The sequence below is a fragment of the Alkalibacillus silvisoli genome (assembly GCF_039521975.1).
GTDB classification, from domain to species: domain Bacteria; phylum Bacillota; class Bacilli; order Bacillales; family Alkalibacillaceae; genus Alkalibacillus; species Alkalibacillus silvisoli.
Map to the genome: position 1 here is coordinate 146149 of NZ_BAAACZ010000005.1, position 18101 is coordinate 164249.

Sequence of the window (18101 nt, forward strand, 5' to 3'; positions counted from 1 at the left end):
TTCCCAACTATTTAATAATGACTGAGCTCTCTCTCTAAAACTTTCTTCTCAGTTATGTCGACACACGAGCCGATGACTTCAATGACCTTCTCACCTTCAAAAACCGGCCTTAATTGAGCCAAATAATATATTCCATTTAATTCAGCTTCATAACTTGTATCTTGACCATTCCACGCGATCGAATAGTGATATTCTTTATTCGAGGCGAGCTCATTTGGTAAAAAGTCATATAACGTCTTACCCACAACATCCTGTGATGTAAGACCTAATTTGCGCATTAACTCGCCTTCACAAAGTGTATGAACAAACCCACGATTCGTTTTTAGAAACTTAATCGTCATACCTTGTTGACGACTTAACGTATTTTTTAAATCGCGTTGTGTTTTTTGAAGCTCAAGCTCTGCCTTCTTCCTCCTCGAAATATCACGTGAAACAATGACAAAGTGTACAACATCTCCTTCATCATTTAAGACTGGATTGGCATGAGCTTCAACCCAAACTGAATTCCCATCTTTTATTTGTAAACGCACTTCAACATACCCTGATTTTTTACTTTCAATTAGTTTGTTAAACTCTTTTTTAACATGGTTAAGGTCCTCTTTATTAATAAACTCAAAAATCACTTGCCCTTCCATTTGTAAGTGGTCATATCCTAATAATAAACTGTTAGACGTTGAAGCGTATTGAATGACACCTTTTAAATCAATCGAAATGACGTAGTCTGACATATTTTCAGTAATAAATCGATACTTTTGCTCTTTTTCTTTTAATGCATTTTGTAACTTTTTTTGCTTAGTTGTATCTTTAATGACGCTATATACACCAACTACTCGCCCCCCTAAACGCATCGGGAAGCATGTCACATTACACGAAACGATATGACCTTCTTTATGTACAAGGCTAATATCGATTGGATCTGGTTCTTCACCTTGAATCACACTGTTTAAATGTGCCTGTGTTAATTCAAGGTCATCCGATTGGACATAAACATCTAAATCTCTATTTAACACTTCATGTGGCTTAAACCCTAATAAACTCTCGACTGCTGGATTAATACTTAGTACTTTTCCATTTAAACTAAATGAACAGACTAGATCTGGATTTTGTTCAAACAATGATTTAAACCGGTGATCATGAACTTGGGCTGATCTTAAGTTTACTTTTTCTTCTAGACGGTAAATCATCTCGATCGCTTCTGATTCAGATTGGGTGATGTTAGCTTCATAGTCATCTACGAATAAAGGTTTACTAAATAAAAACCCTTGCGCTATCGTACAGTGATGTAGTGATAGGAATGTTACGACCTCTTCTGTTTCAACGCCTTCTGCAATAATTTGTAAATCTAAATTATGACACATTTGAATAATATTCTTTACAATAGTTGACTCTTTATGACTGTACGGAATGTTATTCATAAATGAACGATCTAATTTGACTGTCGTGATGGGTAGATCTCTGATATAAGCAAGTGTTGAATTACCTTTACCAAAATCATCAATTGCAATTCTCACACCGGATTGATTAATCTTCTTTAATAAATTGATCGTCTGTGAAATATCTTTCATCATAACATTTTCTGTTATTTCAAGCTCTAAATACTGGGGTTGAAGATTTGATTCGACTAACGTGTCCATAACCGTGTTGTATAGCTCATCATTTTCAAAGTCAACTGGTGAAATATTGACTGAAACGACTGTTTTTTGTAATCCTTGATCATGCCACGCTTTATTTTGTTGACAGGCCTTCTTTAACACCCATTTAGTAATCTCAGTGATCACACCTGTTTCTTCAGCAATCGGGATGAAATCTACTGGTGAGATCCATCCATGTTCAGGGTGCTGCCAACGCAATAATGCTTCAATCCCTATGACTTGTCCTGTTGTTAGGCTGATTTGTGGTTGAAATACTAACTTGAATTGTTCTTCTTCTATTGCTTGTAAGAAATCACGCTCACCAAATAATTTATCACTCAATCAAGACACTCCTTAATGCCGTTAAACGCTACTTTTTAAAAATCAATTGATCTTATTCTATATATCTATATACCCACAAGTAAATAACGTCAAACCTTCTAATATGACAAAAGTCCCACGCATGAAAAATAAGCCATCACCCTAATTAAAATATGGCTTTACTTTAATATCGACAAAAAATAGTGTTTATTTAATTTCGGTTTATAGACCCTTTACCACAACTCTTAAAGGCTTCGTTTATCTTTAGACCCACTAACTTTATTTCACCAAAAATAACTTGGGTTAAATCTAACTCTCCACTCTACTTAGTTCTTTATACTTATGTGTTTCATTATAATTTGAATTTCAGAGCAGTTTATACATTAATAAAAAGAATGGATTCTCTCTTTAGAAAACCCATTCTCGAATCTATTAAACCCCACGTTTGTTACCCCAAACGAGTGTATGCAGTTGTGGTAATACGCGAATATCATTTAACTCTTCATCACGGACGACACGATCAATTAACTGTTCGTATTGATCGAGTAGTGTACTTGTTAGATTAACACGATCTTCACCATGGACATCACGATTCCCCACTTGAAGATATAGTGGAACTTCTGGATAACGCTTAGCAATATTTTTCGCATATTGGAAATCGTCTTCATTAAAGATGACAACTTTTAAACTCGTACTCGTGATTCTGTGATGGTCTTTAAGCTTTAATATAATGTCATCTAATATATCAAAATTTGTGATCATAGTTGAGCTTGGAGGCTTCGGTGAAATCGTCAAATCATCAATGTCAACAAACCAATCTTGCCAACGACTTCCTTGTGTTTCGAGTGCGACTTCAATCGCATTTTCTTTTAATTTATTAATTAGTTCATCTAAATTCTTTAACAGTGCAGGGTTCCCGCCTGAAATCGTAACATGTGAAAAACGCTCACCACCAACTTCTTGTAAACAGTTCAACACTTCCTCAGCTGTCATTTGGACGATCTCTTCTTTCGCAGAACCATCCCAAGTAAATGCTGAATCACACCAAGAACAAGAATAATCACACCCAGCTGTACGAACGAACATTGTCTTTTTGCCAATTACCATCCCTTCACCTTGAATCGTTGGACCGAAAATCTCTAAAACAGGAATTTTACTCATCTTGCATCCACTCCCGCCTTGCCTCAGCATAGCTTGTTGGGGTCTCAAATAAACGAACAAACTCCACTCTTGCACCGTCAAAACGATTTTCATCTTGATTTAAAGCCTCACTCATCTTTTCATATATCCATACGACCATATTTTCTGCAGTCGTGTTCATCGGAGGAAGCATTTCATTTAAATAGCGATGGTCAAGATAGATTTCGATTTGCTCTTTCCAAATCTGCTTAATATCGCCGAAATCGATTAAAATTCCTTTATCATCAACATACCCACTAATACCGAAAATGACTTTATATGTATGGCCGTGTAAATTTTTACACTTCCCTTCATAGCAATGTAAATGGTGCGCGGCATCAAATGTGAATTCTTTACTCACCATCACGCGTTCATGGTGATACTTTAACTGTTCACGCTTGATATCTTGACCTAGCTTTTCCAAACGGTCGACTATTTTAAAATCCCACATTACAAGACTCCCTCCTCTTTCAAATAGGCTTCTAATCCTTCACGTCTTAATTTGCATGCAGGGCATTCACCACAACCACCTGACATGACACCGTTATAACAGGTTAACGTTTTATCCCGAACGAACTCTAAAGCATCTAAATCATCAGCCAACTTCCATGCGCCCTTCTTATCTAGCCACATGAGCGGCGTATGAATAACAAATTGATCATCCATTGATAAGTTTAATGTGACATTTAACGATTTTATAAAAACATCCCGACAGTCCGGATAACCACTAAAGTCTGTTTCACATACACCTGTTACAATGTGTTTGGCGCCAATTTGTTTGGCTAAAACCGCAGCAAATGATAGAAACAAATGATTACGTCCCTCAACGAATGTAGAAGGCAGTTCACCTTCATTCTCTTCAATATCAATATCATCCCGCGTTAACGCATTGGCTGACAACTGGCTAATCAGTGTCATATCTAGCACTCTATTAGTGACACCTAGCTCTTTTGCGATATCTTTAGCGACCTGAATCTCTAAGTCATGGCGTTGATTGTAATCAAACGTTACGGTCTCAACTGCTTTGAAATTCTCAAGTGCCCAAAACAAACAAGTTGTACTGTCTTGCCCTCCACTAAATACGACTAAGGCTTTTTCGTTTTTCATTTAAACCACCTATTCATGTTAAAATTAGCCAAATTAAAAAGCCATACCCCTAAGGATATGGCTGGACATATAAGTATCCCTAGTTTTTTATAGAGGGTTTGGCTAGAACCTCTCCCGATTAAAATCGGTATTAATATAGGATTGTTGCTAAGTCATTATATCATAGATTATGAGATTTCTTTAATAATTATGTTTTCCTATTTTTACAGTTTTGTAGGCGAATTGGCCTTATATTAGATCATACTTTAACGAACTAAGATTCCCGTTAAAACATCAGATATTAGTCACCATCAATTGGTTGAAAACAATGAAAGGATTAGTCAAATACAATCGTTATGGATTCTTCTTCATTTGCCAAGTGATCACGAATAATTAATTGACCTTCACCTTGATTAGGCTCTTCTGTTATCGTCATATTCAATTCAATCCCTGTCCATTCGTGTTCACCTGATTGGCCTCCGAACCATTCTTGGTCAATAAGTGTGTTTTCTATTGTTTCGCCAGCGGAATCAAGCACTTCTAATTCTATATCACCAATTGCACCTAGATGGATTAATCCTTGAATTGAAATCATGTCTGATAAAACATCTTGTGATTGGGGTGTATGTAATTGAAAATGTTCCGTTTCAATGACGCTTATTGAATCAGTACTTTCCCGAGTTTCTCCATCACTTTCATCAGTAGCATTCTCTTCTTCTCTCTCATTTTCCTGTTGATGGTTCTGTTGCTCTTCTCTTGTCTTTTCTTCTAGTTGGTTTTGTAGTGTTTCGATTTGTTCTTGTTGTTGTTCAACTTGTGTAGTTAACTGTTCGATTTGTTGTTCATATGCTTCTTCTTGTTCTGAGCTACAAGCCATTAATACAATTAACAATATACTAATTAAAAACAGTCGCATTAGTCATTCTCCCTAGTTTTATCTATTATTAATTAATTAATATCCTATCAAACTAATGAACGGCATGTATAGTCAAAAGAAATTACCCCACCCATATTAGGAGTGGGATTAATTTCACGTTAAAATGGATTAGAAGCGAGACTATTATTTTCAAATGCGCTTCCGACTTGAAGTAATAGCTTTTCAGTGAGGTGATTACTCATAAGTTGTAAGCCAAGAGGAAGGCCATTTGATGAGAGACCCATTGGTACCGCTAGGCTTGGAATTCCTGTAGTTGCTGCTGGTGCGGTAAATGGCATGAAATCGTTAATTATTTCTAGATTTTGTTCGACCCAATGATCTTGAAAGCGTGGAGCCGGGTAAGGAGTCATCGGGCTTGCAATCACATCAACATCTTCAAATGCCTTTTTAAATGCATCTGTTAGAGCACGACGCACTTGTTGTGCCATTACGTATTGTGGAGTTGTCGTGAGGGTACCAGTATTAAAGAAAATTCGAACATCACTAGCGAAATCCTCTGGTTGATTGCGCAGCCTACTGTAATGGTATCCAGAACCTTCACCAATTGTAACTAAATAACCGGCATAAGTAGACAAATTTAATTCAGGAATTGAAATGTCTTTTACTTCTGCTCCTAATTGTTCAAACGTCGACATAGCGGTTTGAAATGCATCTTTAACTTCAGGGTCTAAATTGTTCAAATAAAAGTTTGGAACACCAACTTTAACACCCTTTACTCCTTTACTTAAATTCTTTAAGTAATTTGCTGAAGGTGCTTTAATACTTCCTGGGTCATCATGGTCATAACCCACCATATGATTCAGCATCAAGGCTAAATCTGTGACAGAGCGTGCCATGGGACCAGGATGATCCATTGACCAGGCTAGGGGTGCAACACCGTATCCACTCACTAAACCATAAGTAGGCTTTAATCCATATGTTCCGGTTAATGCAGCAGGTACACGAATCGAACCAAATGTGTCAGTTCCAGTTGCAAGCGTTGAGAGACCAGCTGCTAATGCAGCAGAACTGCCACCACTTGAACCACCCGGTGTTCGTTCTAGGTCCCAAGGGTTCCTAACATCACCATAGAAAGGGTTCGTATTAGTCAATCCACCACCAAATTCATGCATGTTTAATTTTCCAGTCATAATCCCACCTGCACACAGCAATTTCTTTACCACTGTGGCTGTATAGTCTGGGGTTAAATCTTGAAAAAATTTTGACCCACTTGTGGTCCGGACGCCTTTAGTATAATAATTATCTTTAATGCCGATTGGAATTCCATGTAAAGCCCCTTTATAAAGGCCATTCATTATTTCTGCCTCTGCATGTCTAGCTTGTTCGAGTGCTTGTTCTTCTAATATGGTTATATAAGCATTCACCTCTTGCTCTACTTGATTCACTCGACTCATCATATTTTCCATTAATTCAACAGGTGACAATTGTTTCGTTTCAATTAACGGAGCTAGTTCATGAGCGGTCATTGAGTATAATTCAGTCAAATTGAATCACTTCTGGATCAACGACAACAAGCGGGACTTCTTCGTGAATTTCTGGGTTTAAATCGATGGGAATTTGTAACTCTTGAATCGTGTTTAACAATTGTTGAATATATGGAATGTCCTCTCGAATTACTGAAATGCCTTGTAATGCTAATCCTTGTGGGACGATATGTGCTGTTTCCATATTTGTTTATTCCTCCTCATCATACTAGGTTAATAACACTGTATGAAAGTTACAGTTGATTGTGAGGGGATAGAGAGCAGATAATCAGATACAAGGATTTAAAGGCATTACACCTGATTCAGTAACAAATTAAGTTTGTGTTGATGGAACACATATTTTTATTCAAAACGCAATCAGTTTCTACATCGCTGATACAAAGAACGACACAAGACTACAATTGAATGCTAGTGCTAGATATTACAGATATGTTTTGATATAAAATATGGCGCTAATCGTATCAATACAGATGCCAAATATTATAAGGGTTACGATTCAACATGGCTGTTAATCCATTTTGTCTGAAGTAGTTAATGAACCTCAGATAGTGTTAACCGTAAATCTCTAAATTATTGAAATTGGACTAGTGCTTAAATTAAAACTGTAGTAACATGATTCATAAGAAATACTTTTTCTATGAATATGATCTACTAAACTCAATTCTACAAAGTTTTTCTTTTTCTAAACTTACAATTTCTATAGTTCTTCAGAAGGTGTTGGCTTACAGAAAAATGGTAAATTATCTTTGGCACTAATGCCACATAATTCGAAAGATTAATTTAATGAAGGAGGTTTACAATGCGTGATAATTCAAAACAAGCGAGTCTGTCTGAAGAAGATTTAAACATAATAATTGAGAACACTAAAAAGTTCTTTAGGGATGAAATTATTCCCAGCCATATTGAAAACACTAAAAAATTAAGAAAACTAAGTGAATTTCAGAAAAATCCTTTTTTGGATAAGTATAAAGCTAGTTTTTTAACAGGAAAATCAGATTCAGTCTCTATAGCTAAAGCAATGATATACCCAAGAATTTTAGGTACATCAATAAATACTTCATTTGGAACTAGATTTCAAAAGTATTGTACTAACATTTTGGAAGGCTTTGCTTCTACGACTTCCGGGATTGATATAGAATTTATTGATAAAATTGATGGTCGGAAAAAGTATTGTCAATTAAAAGCGGGTCCAAATACAATTAATGCAGATGATGTAAATACTTTAAAGAATCATTTTTCGGACGTTAAAAATTTAGCTAGAACAAATAACTTAAACGTTGGCCTTAATGATTTGGTTGTTGGTGTATTTTATGGTGAATCTGAAGACTTGAGCGGCCATTACAAAAAAGTTAATGAAGATTATCCTGTTATTATTGGTAAGGAGTTTTGGGAAAGGTTAACCGGAAAAGAAGATTTCTATGATAAATTGACAGATGCTATAGTGGATGTGGCGAATGAAGCTGATGGATCAGAGTTAATTGAAGAGACTATAGAGAAGCTAGCGAAACAAATTGATAGTGAAGGGGAGTTTTAGAATAGGGGAAGGGCAATTGTTACAATTGCCCTTCCTTTGTATTATAAGGAAGTTGATTTAAGACACTTATGATTGATAGACCAATAGCTTTGGCCATGTTTACCGGGACTGCGTTACCGATTTGCTTATAAGCGTTACCTATAGAACAATTAAACTCCCAACCATCTGGAAAACTTTGAATACGTGCATATTCCCGAACGGTGAAAGGCCTGGTTTCTTCTGGATGACACCGCTCAGTTTGTTTTTGAGCAGGAGAGCAAGTTAATGTAAGTGAAGGTTCATCCCATGACAACCTTCTCGCCATTCCAGTTCTTCCTCCCCCTGAATAATAGCTTTTACCCATATACTCTTTAGCGAGTTCTTCTGGTAAGTCTCTCCAATACCCTCCAGGTGGCACCTTTTCAAGGATTTTCTTTTTAGATTCTGGATATTGTGTACCTCCTGATTTTGGAACATTTTTTAATACGTCTTTTAAAGATAAATGGTATCCAAAAGGGTTAGGAAAGAGAATCTTTAGATCTTGATTTTGATTTGCTAAATCATTTCTCATTCCAATAATTACAATCCTTTCTCGTTTTTGAGCAACATCATAATCAAGGGCTTTTAATACTTTATAACTTACTTGATAACCTATATCAGAAAATGTTTTTAACATTGTATCTAGTGTATTTCCATTATCATGATTTACTAATCCCTTAACATTTTCAGCGAGGAACATTTTTGGCTTTAACTTTTCTACAAACATCGCATAATGATAAAACAAGGTCCCTCTAGCATCTTGGAGTCCTCTTTTTTTACCTGCATAACTAAATGCTTGGCAAGGGTATCCGCCTGAGAGTAAATCTAACTCACCTACATTTATGTTAAATTTTTCCACCAAATCTTGATCAGTTAGTTTTTCGATATCAGACTCAAATATATTCCAATCTGGCCTATTATGCCTTAATGTATCACAAGCCTTATTATCATTCTCAACCAAACCAATTGTTTCAAATCCTGCTTTTTCTAAACCTAAAGCTAGACCGCCAGCACCTGCAAATAATTCGAGAACTTTATAGTTATGATTTGGTTTGACATTTCTAATATCTATAAAGTTGTCATCTATTTTTTTTACGTTATTTGCTATACCCTGGTCTAAATCTAAACTTAATTCAAGTTGTTCTGATATAATGTCATCAAATTTGACATCTAATTTTTCACAGATTTTAAGAACATTAGTTTTAACTGGGTTATATTTGCTTGATAGTAAAATAGAAAGTTGGTTTTTACTTATTTCTAAGTCATCTGCTAATTCTTGTTGTGTGTTATATCCTTTTTTGTTCATATATGATCTTACTTTTTCTTTATTAACAACGTACACATAACCCCTCCTTGAGTTAAATTTATTTTTAACTAACATTAGTATAAAATGAAAACAAACGTTCGTCAATAAAAATACTCAATTGAATTTTGTGGAATCAAAAAAACTATTAGTTGCATATCTTTATAAGTTATAACTGGCTATACTTCAACTTCCTATTCTTCTTATCTCACCAATCATCTAATAATGCCCAAGTCATTTTAGGCAAATTTGATTGTAGTGACATTGAACCGACATAGATATTATGATCAAACTGTCCGACTTGTTCATAATGCTTTACGAGCTCACGTGTTGCCTCAGTTACAGGTTGTTCTTTTACTTGTTTATAGTGAACCCAATTGAGTTTACCTTCATCACTTTCTACAAGTTTGACATCAGACTGGATATAGCCGAAAAAAATGTACTGAATATAAATCTGATCACCTTTCATTCGTTGTACAATGTAACGTAATGACAAGTCTTGTACCTCTTTTGGACTAATTCCAGTCTCTTCAGCAATCTCACGAAAACAAGCCGCTTCAGGGTTATTCATTTCAGATGTCTCCATATGTCCACCAATTGGTACACGCATACCAGCAAGAAGCTTAGCATCACGCTTCTTTTGTAATAAAAGCACTTCATCTTCTTCATTAAATAGAAAAGCTGCTGCGAACTGTTTTAATATCATTAAGATCATCCTTATTTTGAATCGCTTACCTTGTTCGATATAAATAGACTTAATTTAAGTTTTCTCGAGTAGGAATTTTACAATATGGTTTAAATGGCTTAGGGTTGATAGTTTATAATTTGCACTGTGTGATTGTTTTATAAGGGATAAAAGATATTTGAGCGATAATTCCATTATTTGAGCTGAATTTCCATTATTTGAGCGAAAACCTTATTTAACTGAGCGAAGTTATCGTTAACGCCCTGCGCCTGCCGTTAACCGCCCTAAAATTTATACGCTCGCATGGATCCTTCTATTCCTCTCTCGTCAATCCAAAAAATGCAGCAAAACCGAGTAATGATGTAATAAACATTACGGCACCCATTGGTACAGCTGTTGTTTCATCTAGTCCAACAAGAGGTGAAACGGCTGCACCTAATAATAACGGTAATGTACCTAATAGCGCACTCGCACTTCCAGCTCGGTTTGATTGATTTTTCATCGCTAAGGTAAACGTACTCGTTAACACCATTCCCATCGCTGTCATGTAAATGAAGATTGGAACGACTAATGTAACGAGAGGACCTTGAATTATGGTCATCATCATTAAAATGGATGTCATGAGAAGCACTGTAATGACAGCTGTTTTGAGTAGTGTCCTTTCATGAAACACACCTGCTAAACGGCCAATTAAAAAGCTTCCGATAATAATTCCAAGGCCATTAATACCAAACAAGACACTAAACAATTGAGGTGAAGCCCCATATATATCTTGATACACAAATGGCGTACCAGCCACATACGCAAAGCTTCCGCCGTGGATTAACCCTAACGTTAAAGCATACCCAATAAATGATCGATCTTTAAATAGACTTCCCATCGTTTTAACAGTGCTTCCGATTGAACTAGGAATACGTCTGTCCTCAGCTAAGGTTTCAGGTAACTTCCAAGCTGTTACAAGCACAATAATAATACCAAGTAAGCCTAAGAAATAGAAGATTGTATGCCAAGTTGCAAATGGGAAAGCTAAAATCGCCCCACCAGCCATAGGTGCCATCATCGGCGCTGTAGAATTAATTACCATTAACAACGCAAAGAACTTCGTTAACTCTTTTCCGGAAAAGACATCTCGCACAACAGCACGTGATAACACAATCCCGGCTGATGCTGTGAAACCTTGCAAGAAGCGCGCGATAATTAATGTTGTAATATTTGGAGCAATTGCACATAAAAAAGATGCAAGCGCAAATAAGAAAATACTAATTAATAACGGTTTACGTCGACCCTGGGCATCACTTATTGGCCCGACAACGACTTGTCCTAAGGCAAGACCAATTAAACATGTTGTTAAACTTAGCTGAACGAGTGAGGCACTTGCTTCTAAATCATTTGAAATACTCGGAAAGCTCGGCAAGTACATGTCAATATTAAGCGGACCTAATACAGCCAACATACCGAGTAAAAATGCTAAACCAATACGCTTTCTTCCTGTTGGATTATGTAGCATGATGTATACACCTTTCTGTCTATAAATCTATCTATTATTCAAATTTTTACTAGTTTATCATAGCATATATCTGTAAAAAACACTGAACTTTTAAACTGACCAAGATTGTGTTAATTTTTAATAATTAAGAAGGGGAGAATCTCTAATGCTAAATTGCTTGTGTGAAAGTGAAAGAACAAATGAATTAAAAGTCGAGGCCGATATATCAGCTGACCCGCTTTGGTGTAATAAGTGCTCAGCCAACCTCGATTTAGAAGTGATCCCATTATCGAATGAGTTAAAAGAAGAATTAACTCACTGGGTGTTAAAGTATGGTGAGTGGATAGATTGGGACAATGATGAGCGGATTGTCTTAAATGGAGTAAAGATGGAGAATGACCATAACAAACAAGGTGAAAGATTAACGGTGAGGGTTAAAGGTGAATTGGAGCCTGAGTATGCTGTTAGATTTTCCCCTGCCACATTCGCAGCTTCAACATATGGCCATCATAGAAACTAAACTCGAGACTCCAAACTTAATAACAACAACAAACCTTTCATCCGAACACCCTTAATCTAATTACTTCCTCGCCTTAATCTTCGCTAACAAACGAACAATTTCTAAATACAACCAAATAATTGTCACCATCAGCCCGAATGCAGCATACCATTCCATATATTTTGCTGCTTGTTTATTAGCTTTACGTTCAATAAAGTCAAAGTCAATAACGAGATTCAATGCCGCAACAATGACGATCACGACACTTATTACAATACCTAACAGTGTTGCTTCATGTAGATGTGGGATTTGAAACCCAAAGAATCTTCCAAAGAACGAAATCATATAAGCGATAAAGATCGCACCCGTTGCTGAAAGTACGCCTAATCGGAACTTACTCGTAACGCGAATGATTCCTAATCGATACACGATCAACATCGCAATTAATGTCGCGATCGTTAGTAACGCTGCTTGAAACACAATTCCTTCAAACATTGTTTCATAATAAGCTGAGATAAACCCAATACTTAACCCTTTCAATAGTACATAAATAGGTGCAGTTACTGGGGCAAAGCGTGGTACAAAAGCTGTTAAAATTGCTACACCTAAACTACTAATTGCTGCAATCGCAATAAATCCACCTAACGCCTCACTGTCTTGTTGATACTGATGCCAACTATATGTCGCGGTTATTAATAATAGCAAGGCTAAAATTAATGTCCGTCGCACTGTGCCATTAATCGTCATAATTTCATCTGAGAATCTAGCTTGATTATGGCTAAACGTTTTATTCTGTAACGCTGGATTTCCTGCTCTCATCTTTTACTCTCCTAAAAACTAATTTAAATAGGTGGTCTAATTTTGGAATGACAAACTTCTACTTCAACTTTCATATCTTATGATTGAAAACAGATTTTTTTCGGGCATTTTTTCCTGTTTGTCTTAATTAAAAGACAAACTTAACAATCAAAAGCGACTACAGTTTCAAGCAACTATGACCTTCCATAACAAATTATTCTTTCTTCATAATAAACTTACGGATAAATGCGCCTATAAATATTCCCGCTAATGCTACGATCATTAACTGACCAAAAAACCCTAAGTCTGCCTCATCACTACGCCACAGGTTAAAAATAAAATATATAATGGACAGTCCTAATATAATGGGTAACCAGATGAATAAGATTTTTCTCCACATGTTTAATGGTCCTCCTACCTGAAAATCTTCTTAACGATGTATAGACTTCTCACTCGTTCAAGTTGACTTTATTCTATCATACCTAAAGCTACTAAAAACCAAAAATATATGCAGAAGGCTGTTATGAGTTATTCATAAGACCCTTCTGCATTAGGTAATGCACGATATGCTTCTTGAGAAGTAAAGACTTCGTGTACATAATCTGTAAAATCAGTTAACTTGATTAAGTCCTCTGTCAAGCAGTTATTCGTTGTCCAATCGACATAATAATTTTCACCATTGACCTGCAAATCTAAATGATGCGTCGTGTAAGGATTACTCGTACAATGTGTACCATCCTCTGCTTCATTTGTAAGGTTCTCAGGTGTTTCTAAAATCTTCACATCACGCATTTTTTCATAGATGGATACACGGTCATCTTCACTTAACGCCATCGCTGTAGATGCTTCACCTTTTTCGATTAAGTCTTTAGTATAAATTTCTTCAAACGTATTCATTTCATTATTTGCTTCATAGCCATATTGATACGAAAATTCAAAGTCATCCGGCATATTAGCTGGCAACTCTGCTTCATCCCCATCGTAATCGCTGTTTTCATCTGAAGTACACCCTGCCATAGCCAAACATATCATTAAAAGAAAAGTGAGTAATCTCATAGCAAACCGCCTTTACTAGTATACTTATTAGACGTTAAAATTAATAAAACTGTTTCAATAAAATGATTTTTACAGGCCTATATACTCATTTCTACATAAAATCACAAATTTCCTTTTAATGAATTGAAAAAATGTATAAAATTTCAACATATAAAGAAGAGCATTGGATCGTAATTTCAATGCTCTTCTTTATTTTACAGCTCTATTAATAAGGTGTTCGCTCTTTTATTGAGATTTTCGCTCATATGTCGTGACTTCCGCTCTTATATCATGACTATCGCTCTATCGATAAGCGATCTAATCACTGTTTCTTTTTCTTACAAGGTCAATAACATAGAGAATACTACCCAAAAAACCGCCTGCCCAAAAGAACATACTAGCCATTTGGTATTCATTTAAGATAAGCGTATAATATACTTCTAAAATAACAAATCCAACAACGCCTATGATTAAAAGGGTTAACCCTAAGACGCCATAATTATTCTCTGGTTTTAAGAAATCTAACATAATCATTGATGCTCCTTATCATAATCGTATTAAAAGCGTATCAGAACTTAAAACCAAACACTAGCGAATATTAGTTAGACCTTTCGTCTAGCTGTTTTTCTAATTTGTTAACTTGCTCTTTTAATTCTTTAATATCATTATTTCGCTTATTGAAAACAATCATAATAGTGACTACTGCAGCAATCAAAGCGACTAGAAATACGATTAAAGTCAATTGAAAGATCATGTCAGTAGTGTTAAATCCAACTTGTTGGATTAACAGTTCGCTAAACATAAGACTTCTTCCTTTCTATGCCATTATTTTACGAACCATTTTAGGGGTTATATAAGCAATGGTTGCTGCGATGATTGCAATGATTAACGTTGCAACAGTTGGTGAACTAGCTAATGTCACTTGCTGTGATAGCATTTCACTCATCTCCCATGCCTCTTGTATATTCGGCGTATATGTATATGTCAAAATCACACCAGACAACCACTGAATAGCGATGAATAAAACCATAAAGCTCACTAAAAAGATCGAAAAGTTTTTCACGGAACACGCCCCCCTTCACACCCTCGATTTTACAATAAATACAGTTAATTTCCAACTAATTTTAAGGTTTTTATTCAAAATCAATTAAGCTCTCAGATGAGAATTCATCCTGCTCTACGAATGGTTCACCGAAAGCTAACATGCCATAATTCGTTACAAAGCCTACACTTCCTACTGCATAAACTTCTTCTGTCACAGGATTCCAATACATATTAAATGAAAGCATGTCCAATTCACCAGAAACTGTGGTAAATTCACCATCTATACTCATGCCTCTTATAACACCGGTTTCTTCTCCTTCAATTTGATAGACTTGAGCTTCATCAAATTCAAGATCAAATTCAAATTCATCTGTCGTAAAATAGGCCTGGCCTTCCCCTTCTAACACATGGTCCTCAACGCGCCTGACCTCTGTCAATACAACGTCAACCTCTCCAGTTACATCTTGGTCTGAGAGATTAAATCCAAGCTTTTCTTCAATTGCTTGCTCATACATAGCCTCTTCATCAGCATAACTATATAAAAGGTCCTGATTTAACTGAGCCGAAAATGCCCATCCCGTTTCATCAACTTGCATCGATTTACGATCAACCAACCCATTTACCGCTAGCAAACTACCGCCAATGACTAGAAAAGCAGTCAAACTAATCAATAAGATTCTTTTTGCCATTTTGTTGTTAACTCCTTTATGTTAAATCTACTGAACTAACATTCTAAATGCGAACAAACTTAGAATAAAGGCTGCAGCAACCAAGGAAATGACGAGCAACTTATACTCTCGCTTCATTGTCCCACCTACCTTAAGAATTGTCATAAATTTATTATTACTATATCATTACCACCTATCGTATTCAAAGCTAAGACCAAATACCTGTAGAAGATCTTTGTAGATATTGCTATAATATCAGAAAAGTGTGTTAATTTATCATAAAGGGGTTATGCCATGTCTAGTGACGTTTGTAGCATGCATGAGTTAAATGGCACTCAACAAGTTGAAAAAGTCTACGAAACCCAAAATGTATTAGCTTATTACCACATAGAGCCGAAATCCGACATTCATATTATCGCTTTTCTAAAAACATCGACCCCACCACCATTTGAACCACAAATCATGTCTGAAATGATCGGTGTTATTAAAATCATTTCCATTCATGTTGAAAAAGAATTCGGTGATTGTCGTGTGGTCACTCACTTAAAAAAGCTTAATCAATCCAAATATATCCAGTGGCATATTATTAGTGGTCAATAATAATTGCTTGGTGCAGTTTAAGGCGAGACAATAGTAAAAGAGAACTGTTTAAATACGAACATTGGTACCATGTGTTACAATGAGCAGCTACCCGAGCGCAACCAAATTTTATCAGCGTTCGGGTGGATTTTATCAGCGCTCGGGTCCATTTTATCAGCGTTCGAGCTCATTTTATCAGCGCTCGGGGCCATTTTATCAGCGTTCGAGCTCATTTTATCAGCGTTCGAGCTCATTTTATCAGCGTTCAATCAGTTTTGACTCGTAGCGAATATTAACACTTGATAAGGTACCTTACTGTTTTTGTAATACACGGCAAATATACTTTACGCCGATCTCATCACAATTTTTGTTCATGTCGATTTGTTTAAAGCCGTATTGTTTGAATAATTTCTTGTAATTACGTGGGAAATGGCGATCAGAACTCCACTTTTCAGCTTCTATAGTAATAATAAAAGACTTCGTAATTCTGGCAATCTCCTCAAAAACCCAATCACTACTCGGGTGAAGGTGCTCAAAAACTGCCATAGAAAAGGTTAAGTCGAACTCATCATTTTCAAATTGTTTAACGCGTTCTTCAATTGTTTCGAGGTATATATTGGCTTTCTCCGCTAGATTAGGATATTGCTTACTTAACAATTCAACTGCCTCTTCATTAATTTCAACCCCTGTTAACTGTTCATATCCTTTTTCATATAAATAATTAAGGTTCCTACCAACATTACATCCCGGCTCTAATATTTTCGCGTCTTTTCCAACATACTTATTCACATACTCGTACAAAAACTTAGAGCGTTTCGTATGCTTCAAATAACGACTAGGTTGATTGCCTTTACTAGGGTTCTTCCAAAAATCATGTATGTCGTCTAATGAATGACACATTATAATCCCTCTCTTTCTTATAGATTCTTAATCTATCATATGAAGTTCAATATCGAGGTGACTTGGTTGTTGTCATGAAACAAAAAATTGAGCTACTAACTCTATTAATTTGCGCAAGTGCGACTACCCAATTATTTAAAAATCAGCGTTAGCATTAGTCACTTTGATTTATTTCTCATATGTTACGAGTGAAAGGTTATTTAATAATCCGGAGGTGTCCTATCTATGCAAGAAAAAGGCTTAATTGGAGGCCAAGAGCTTCTATGTATTAATACTGAGAAAGTCTATGACTGGATCATTAACGAAGCAACTTTCGACTTAAACGTGATTGATGAAGACCTACCAGATGGTATTGATTGTGATGATATCGAAATTGATGATGTAACGTGTACTGTAGAGCCAACAGAAGAAGATCCGATTGAAATTATCAATCGTGAGGATCGCCCATTCATCATTGATGGAGCAGAAATCATCTTACAAGTGGTGACCATTCGTAAAAACTTCGTCGTCACAATAAACCTACCAACTGACAACGGAGACGAAGAAGTCGAGTTAGAGTTCTCGCGCAGTGAACAAGTCGTTTTATGTGCCCCAGATGGAACAGAAATCGAAGTCACTTACACAGAATTAGATTGCTTTGTTGTCTCGTTTGAATGTGATCCTGGCGACACAGAATTAGATGATACATTTGACGCTGTCATCTCAGTCCGTCTGTGCCAAAGCATCCAGTCAGTTTACCCTGTTACACTCGAATTAGTTGCTGACTTCTGTGAACCTAGAGATCAATTACCTATCCAGCCATGCCCAGTGCCAATTCGACCTGAACAATGTCCAGTCATTTTTCCTACAGCCAATAACAATGGCTAAAGAATTCACAAATAACTGACACTTTAGACGTGATTCTCTCACTGTCT

General features: G+C 36.1%; 22 protein-coding genes and 1 riboswitch. Of the genes, 4 read left to right on the forward strand and 18 right to left on the reverse strand.

Annotated elements, in window-relative coordinates:
- Positions 1–11 precede the first annotated feature (11 nt).
- From ABDZ63_RS02950 to ABDZ63_RS02980, 7 genes are all read right to left on the reverse strand, one after another.
- The gene (locus tag ABDZ63_RS02950) at positions 12–1973 is read right to left on the reverse strand and encodes an EAL domain-containing protein (protein ID WP_343781665.1); all 1962 of its coding nucleotides are present in this window, start codon (positions 1971–1973) and stop codon (positions 12–14) included.
- A gap of 411 nt (positions 1974–2384) precedes the next feature.
- Positions 2385–3113 (reverse strand): 7-carboxy-7-deazaguanine synthase QueE, encoded by a 729-nt coding sequence (gene queE / locus ABDZ63_RS02955; RefSeq protein ID WP_343781666.1) that lies wholly within the window; start codon positions 3111–3113, stop codon positions 2385–2387.
- Entirely contained in the window at positions 3106–3582 is a 477-nt protein-coding gene (queD, locus tag ABDZ63_RS02960) for a 6-carboxytetrahydropterin synthase QueD (protein WP_343781667.1), read from the reverse strand. The genes queE and queD overlap by 8 nt, the downstream gene beginning before the upstream one ends.
- The gene (queC, locus tag ABDZ63_RS02965) at positions 3582–4238 is read right to left on the reverse strand and encodes a 7-cyano-7-deazaguanine synthase QueC (protein WP_343781668.1); all 657 of its coding nucleotides are present in this window, start codon (positions 4236–4238) and stop codon (positions 3582–3584) included. Before queC ends, queD begins: the two co-directional genes overlap by 1 nt.
- Positions 4239–4311: 73 nt before the next feature.
- Positions 4312–4356: riboswitch (PreQ1 riboswitch) on the reverse strand.
- Between the two features lie 198 nt (positions 4357–4554).
- Positions 4555–5133 (reverse strand): hypothetical protein, encoded by a 579-nt coding sequence (locus ABDZ63_RS02970; protein ID WP_343781669.1) that lies wholly within the window; start codon positions 5131–5133, stop codon positions 4555–4557.
- Positions 5134–5252: 119 nt separating this feature from the next.
- Positions 5253–6638, reverse strand: a complete 1386-nt coding sequence (locus ABDZ63_RS02975; protein ID WP_343781670.1) for an amidase — start codon at positions 6636–6638, stop codon at positions 5253–5255.
- Complete coding sequence (locus ABDZ63_RS02980; protein WP_343781671.1) at positions 6631–6822, reverse strand: hypothetical protein; 192 nt, start codon at positions 6820–6822, stop codon at positions 6631–6633. The genes ABDZ63_RS02975 and ABDZ63_RS02980 overlap by 8 nt, the downstream gene beginning before the upstream one ends.
- 615 nt (positions 6823–7437) lie before the next feature.
- Here ABDZ63_RS02980 and ABDZ63_RS02985 point away from each other — a divergent pair.
- On the forward strand, positions 7438–8172 hold the full coding sequence (locus tag ABDZ63_RS02985) for a PmeII family type II restriction endonuclease (RefSeq protein WP_343781673.1): 735 nt from the start codon (positions 7438–7440) through the stop codon (positions 8170–8172).
- Positions 8173–8191: 19 nt separating this feature from the next.
- On the opposite strand, the gene ABDZ63_RS02990 is transcribed toward ABDZ63_RS02985, so the two are convergent.
- The 3 genes from ABDZ63_RS02990 to ABDZ63_RS03000 form a co-directional block, all read right to left on the reverse strand.
- Complete coding sequence (locus ABDZ63_RS02990; RefSeq protein ID WP_343781674.1) at positions 8192–9532, reverse strand: DNA cytosine methyltransferase; 1341 nt, start codon at positions 9530–9532, stop codon at positions 8192–8194.
- Positions 9533–9701: 169 nt separating this feature from the next.
- Positions 9702–10199 carry an NUDIX domain-containing protein gene (locus tag ABDZ63_RS02995; protein ID WP_343781675.1) on the reverse strand — a complete coding sequence of 166 codons (498 nt, stop codon included), beginning with the start codon at positions 10197–10199 and terminating at the stop codon, positions 9702–9704.
- Between the two features lie 292 nt (positions 10200–10491).
- Positions 10492–11685, reverse strand: a complete 1194-nt coding sequence (locus tag ABDZ63_RS03000; RefSeq protein ID WP_343781676.1) for a Bcr/CflA family efflux MFS transporter — start codon at positions 11683–11685, stop codon at positions 10492–10494.
- 145 nt (positions 11686–11830) lie between these two features.
- Here ABDZ63_RS03000 and ABDZ63_RS03005 point away from each other — a divergent pair, with 145 nt between their 5' ends.
- Positions 11831–12184 (forward strand): hypothetical protein, encoded by a 354-nt coding sequence (locus ABDZ63_RS03005; RefSeq protein ID WP_343781677.1) that lies wholly within the window; start codon positions 11831–11833, stop codon positions 12182–12184.
- Positions 12185–12244: 60 nt separating this feature from the next.
- On the opposite strand, the gene ABDZ63_RS03010 is transcribed toward ABDZ63_RS03005, so the two are convergent.
- The 7 genes from ABDZ63_RS03010 to ABDZ63_RS03040 form a co-directional block, all read right to left on the reverse strand.
- Complete coding sequence (locus tag ABDZ63_RS03010) at positions 12245–12982, reverse strand: Bax inhibitor-1/YccA family protein (protein ID WP_343781678.1); 738 nt, start codon at positions 12980–12982, stop codon at positions 12245–12247.
- 193 nt (positions 12983–13175) lie between these two features.
- On the reverse strand, positions 13176–13361 hold the full coding sequence (locus ABDZ63_RS03015; RefSeq protein WP_343781679.1) for a hypothetical protein: 186 nt from the start codon (positions 13359–13361) through the stop codon (positions 13176–13178).
- A 128-nt stretch (positions 13362–13489) separates the two neighbouring features.
- Positions 13490–13978: a hypothetical protein gene (locus ABDZ63_RS03020; RefSeq protein WP_343781680.1), complete on the reverse strand. Its 489-nt coding sequence runs from the start codon at positions 13976–13978 to the stop codon at positions 13490–13492.
- A gap of 336 nt (positions 13979–14314) precedes the next feature.
- Complete coding sequence (locus ABDZ63_RS03025) at positions 14315–14524, reverse strand: hypothetical protein (RefSeq protein WP_343781681.1); 210 nt, start codon at positions 14522–14524, stop codon at positions 14315–14317.
- A 70-nt stretch (positions 14525–14594) separates the two neighbouring features.
- Entirely contained in the window at positions 14595–14798 is a 204-nt protein-coding gene (locus ABDZ63_RS03030) for a hypothetical protein (protein WP_343781683.1), read from the reverse strand.
- A gap of 15 nt (positions 14799–14813) precedes the next feature.
- Positions 14814–15059 carry a hypothetical protein gene (locus tag ABDZ63_RS03035; RefSeq protein ID WP_343781684.1) on the reverse strand — a complete coding sequence of 82 codons (246 nt, stop codon included), beginning with the start codon at positions 15057–15059 and terminating at the stop codon, positions 14814–14816.
- A 70-nt stretch (positions 15060–15129) separates the two neighbouring features.
- Positions 15130–15729, reverse strand: a complete 600-nt coding sequence (locus ABDZ63_RS03040; RefSeq protein ID WP_343781685.1) for a hypothetical protein — start codon at positions 15727–15729, stop codon at positions 15130–15132.
- A gap of 273 nt (positions 15730–16002) precedes the next feature.
- On the opposite strand from ABDZ63_RS03040, the gene ABDZ63_RS03045 reads away from it, so the two are divergent.
- Positions 16003–16308 (forward strand): HIT family protein, encoded by a 306-nt coding sequence (locus ABDZ63_RS03045; protein ID WP_343781686.1) that lies wholly within the window; start codon positions 16003–16005, stop codon positions 16306–16308.
- A 291-nt stretch (positions 16309–16599) separates the two neighbouring features.
- Here the strand turns inward: ABDZ63_RS03045 and ABDZ63_RS03050 are convergent, their stop codons facing one another.
- Positions 16600–17187: a class I SAM-dependent methyltransferase gene (locus ABDZ63_RS03050; protein WP_343781687.1), complete on the reverse strand. Its 588-nt coding sequence runs from the start codon at positions 17185–17187 to the stop codon at positions 16600–16602.
- Positions 17188–17412: 225 nt separating this feature from the next.
- Here ABDZ63_RS03050 and ABDZ63_RS03055 point away from each other — a divergent pair, with 225 nt between their 5' ends.
- The gene (locus ABDZ63_RS03055) at positions 17413–18054 is read left to right on the forward strand and encodes a BMQ_0737 family morphogenetic spore coat protein (protein WP_343781688.1); all 642 of its coding nucleotides are present in this window, start codon (positions 17413–17415) and stop codon (positions 18052–18054) included.
- Positions 18055–18101 lie beyond the last annotated feature (47 nt).

Coding starts and splice junctions, on each gene's coding strand:
- ABDZ63_RS02985 (WP_343781673.1), top strand. CDS start 7,438: ATGCGTGATAATTCAAAACAAGCGAGTCTGTCTGAAGAAGATTTAAAC.
- queE (WP_343781666.1), bottom strand. CDS start 3,113: ATGAGTAAAATTCCTGTTTTAGAGATTTTCGGTCCAACGATTCAAGGT.
- ABDZ63_RS03000 (WP_343781676.1), bottom strand. CDS start 11,685: ATGCTACATAATCCAACAGGAAGAAAGCGTATTGGTTTAGCATTTTTA.
- queD (WP_343781667.1), bottom strand. CDS start 3,582: ATGTGGGATTTTAAAATAGTCGACCGTTTGGAAAAGCTAGGTCAAGAT.
- ABDZ63_RS03045 (WP_343781686.1), top strand. CDS start 16,003: ATGTCTAGTGACGTTTGTAGCATGCATGAGTTAAATGGCACTCAACAA.
- ABDZ63_RS02980 (WP_343781671.1), bottom strand. CDS start 6,822: ATGGAAACAGCACATATCGTCCCACAAGGATTAGCATTACAAGGCATT.
- ABDZ63_RS03040 (WP_343781685.1), bottom strand. CDS start 15,729: ATGGCAAAAAGAATCTTATTGATTAGTTTGACTGCTTTTCTAGTCATT.
- ABDZ63_RS03020 (WP_343781680.1), bottom strand. CDS start 13,978: ATGGCAGGGTGTACTTCAGATGAAAACAGCGATTACGATGGGGATGAA.
- ABDZ63_RS03010 (WP_343781678.1), bottom strand. CDS start 12,982: ATGAGAGCAGGAAATCCAGCGTTACAGAATAAAACGTTTAGCCATAAT.
- ABDZ63_RS02995 (WP_343781675.1), bottom strand. CDS start 10,199: ATGATATTAAAACAGTTCGCAGCAGCTTTTCTATTTAATGAAGAAGAT.
- ABDZ63_RS03025 (WP_343781681.1), bottom strand. CDS start 14,524: ATGTTAGATTTCTTAAAACCAGAGAATAATTATGGCGTCTTAGGGTTA.
- ABDZ63_RS03055 (WP_343781688.1), top strand. CDS start 17,413: ATGCAAGAAAAAGGCTTAATTGGAGGCCAAGAGCTTCTATGTATTAAT.
- ABDZ63_RS03015 (WP_343781679.1), bottom strand. CDS start 13,361: ATGTGGAGAAAAATCTTATTCATCTGGTTACCCATTATATTAGGACTG.
- queC (WP_343781668.1), bottom strand. CDS start 4,238: ATGAAAAACGAAAAAGCCTTAGTCGTATTTAGTGGAGGGCAAGACAGT.
- ABDZ63_RS03030 (WP_343781683.1), bottom strand. CDS start 14,798: ATGTTTAGCGAACTGTTAATCCAACAAGTTGGATTTAACACTACTGAC.
- ABDZ63_RS03050 (WP_343781687.1), bottom strand. CDS start 17,187: ATGTGTCATTCATTAGACGACATACATGATTTTTGGAAGAACCCTAGT.
- ABDZ63_RS03005 (WP_343781677.1), top strand. CDS start 11,831: ATGCTAAATTGCTTGTGTGAAAGTGAAAGAACAAATGAATTAAAAGTC.
- ABDZ63_RS02970 (WP_343781669.1), bottom strand. CDS start 5,133: ATGCGACTGTTTTTAATTAGTATATTGTTAATTGTATTAATGGCTTGT.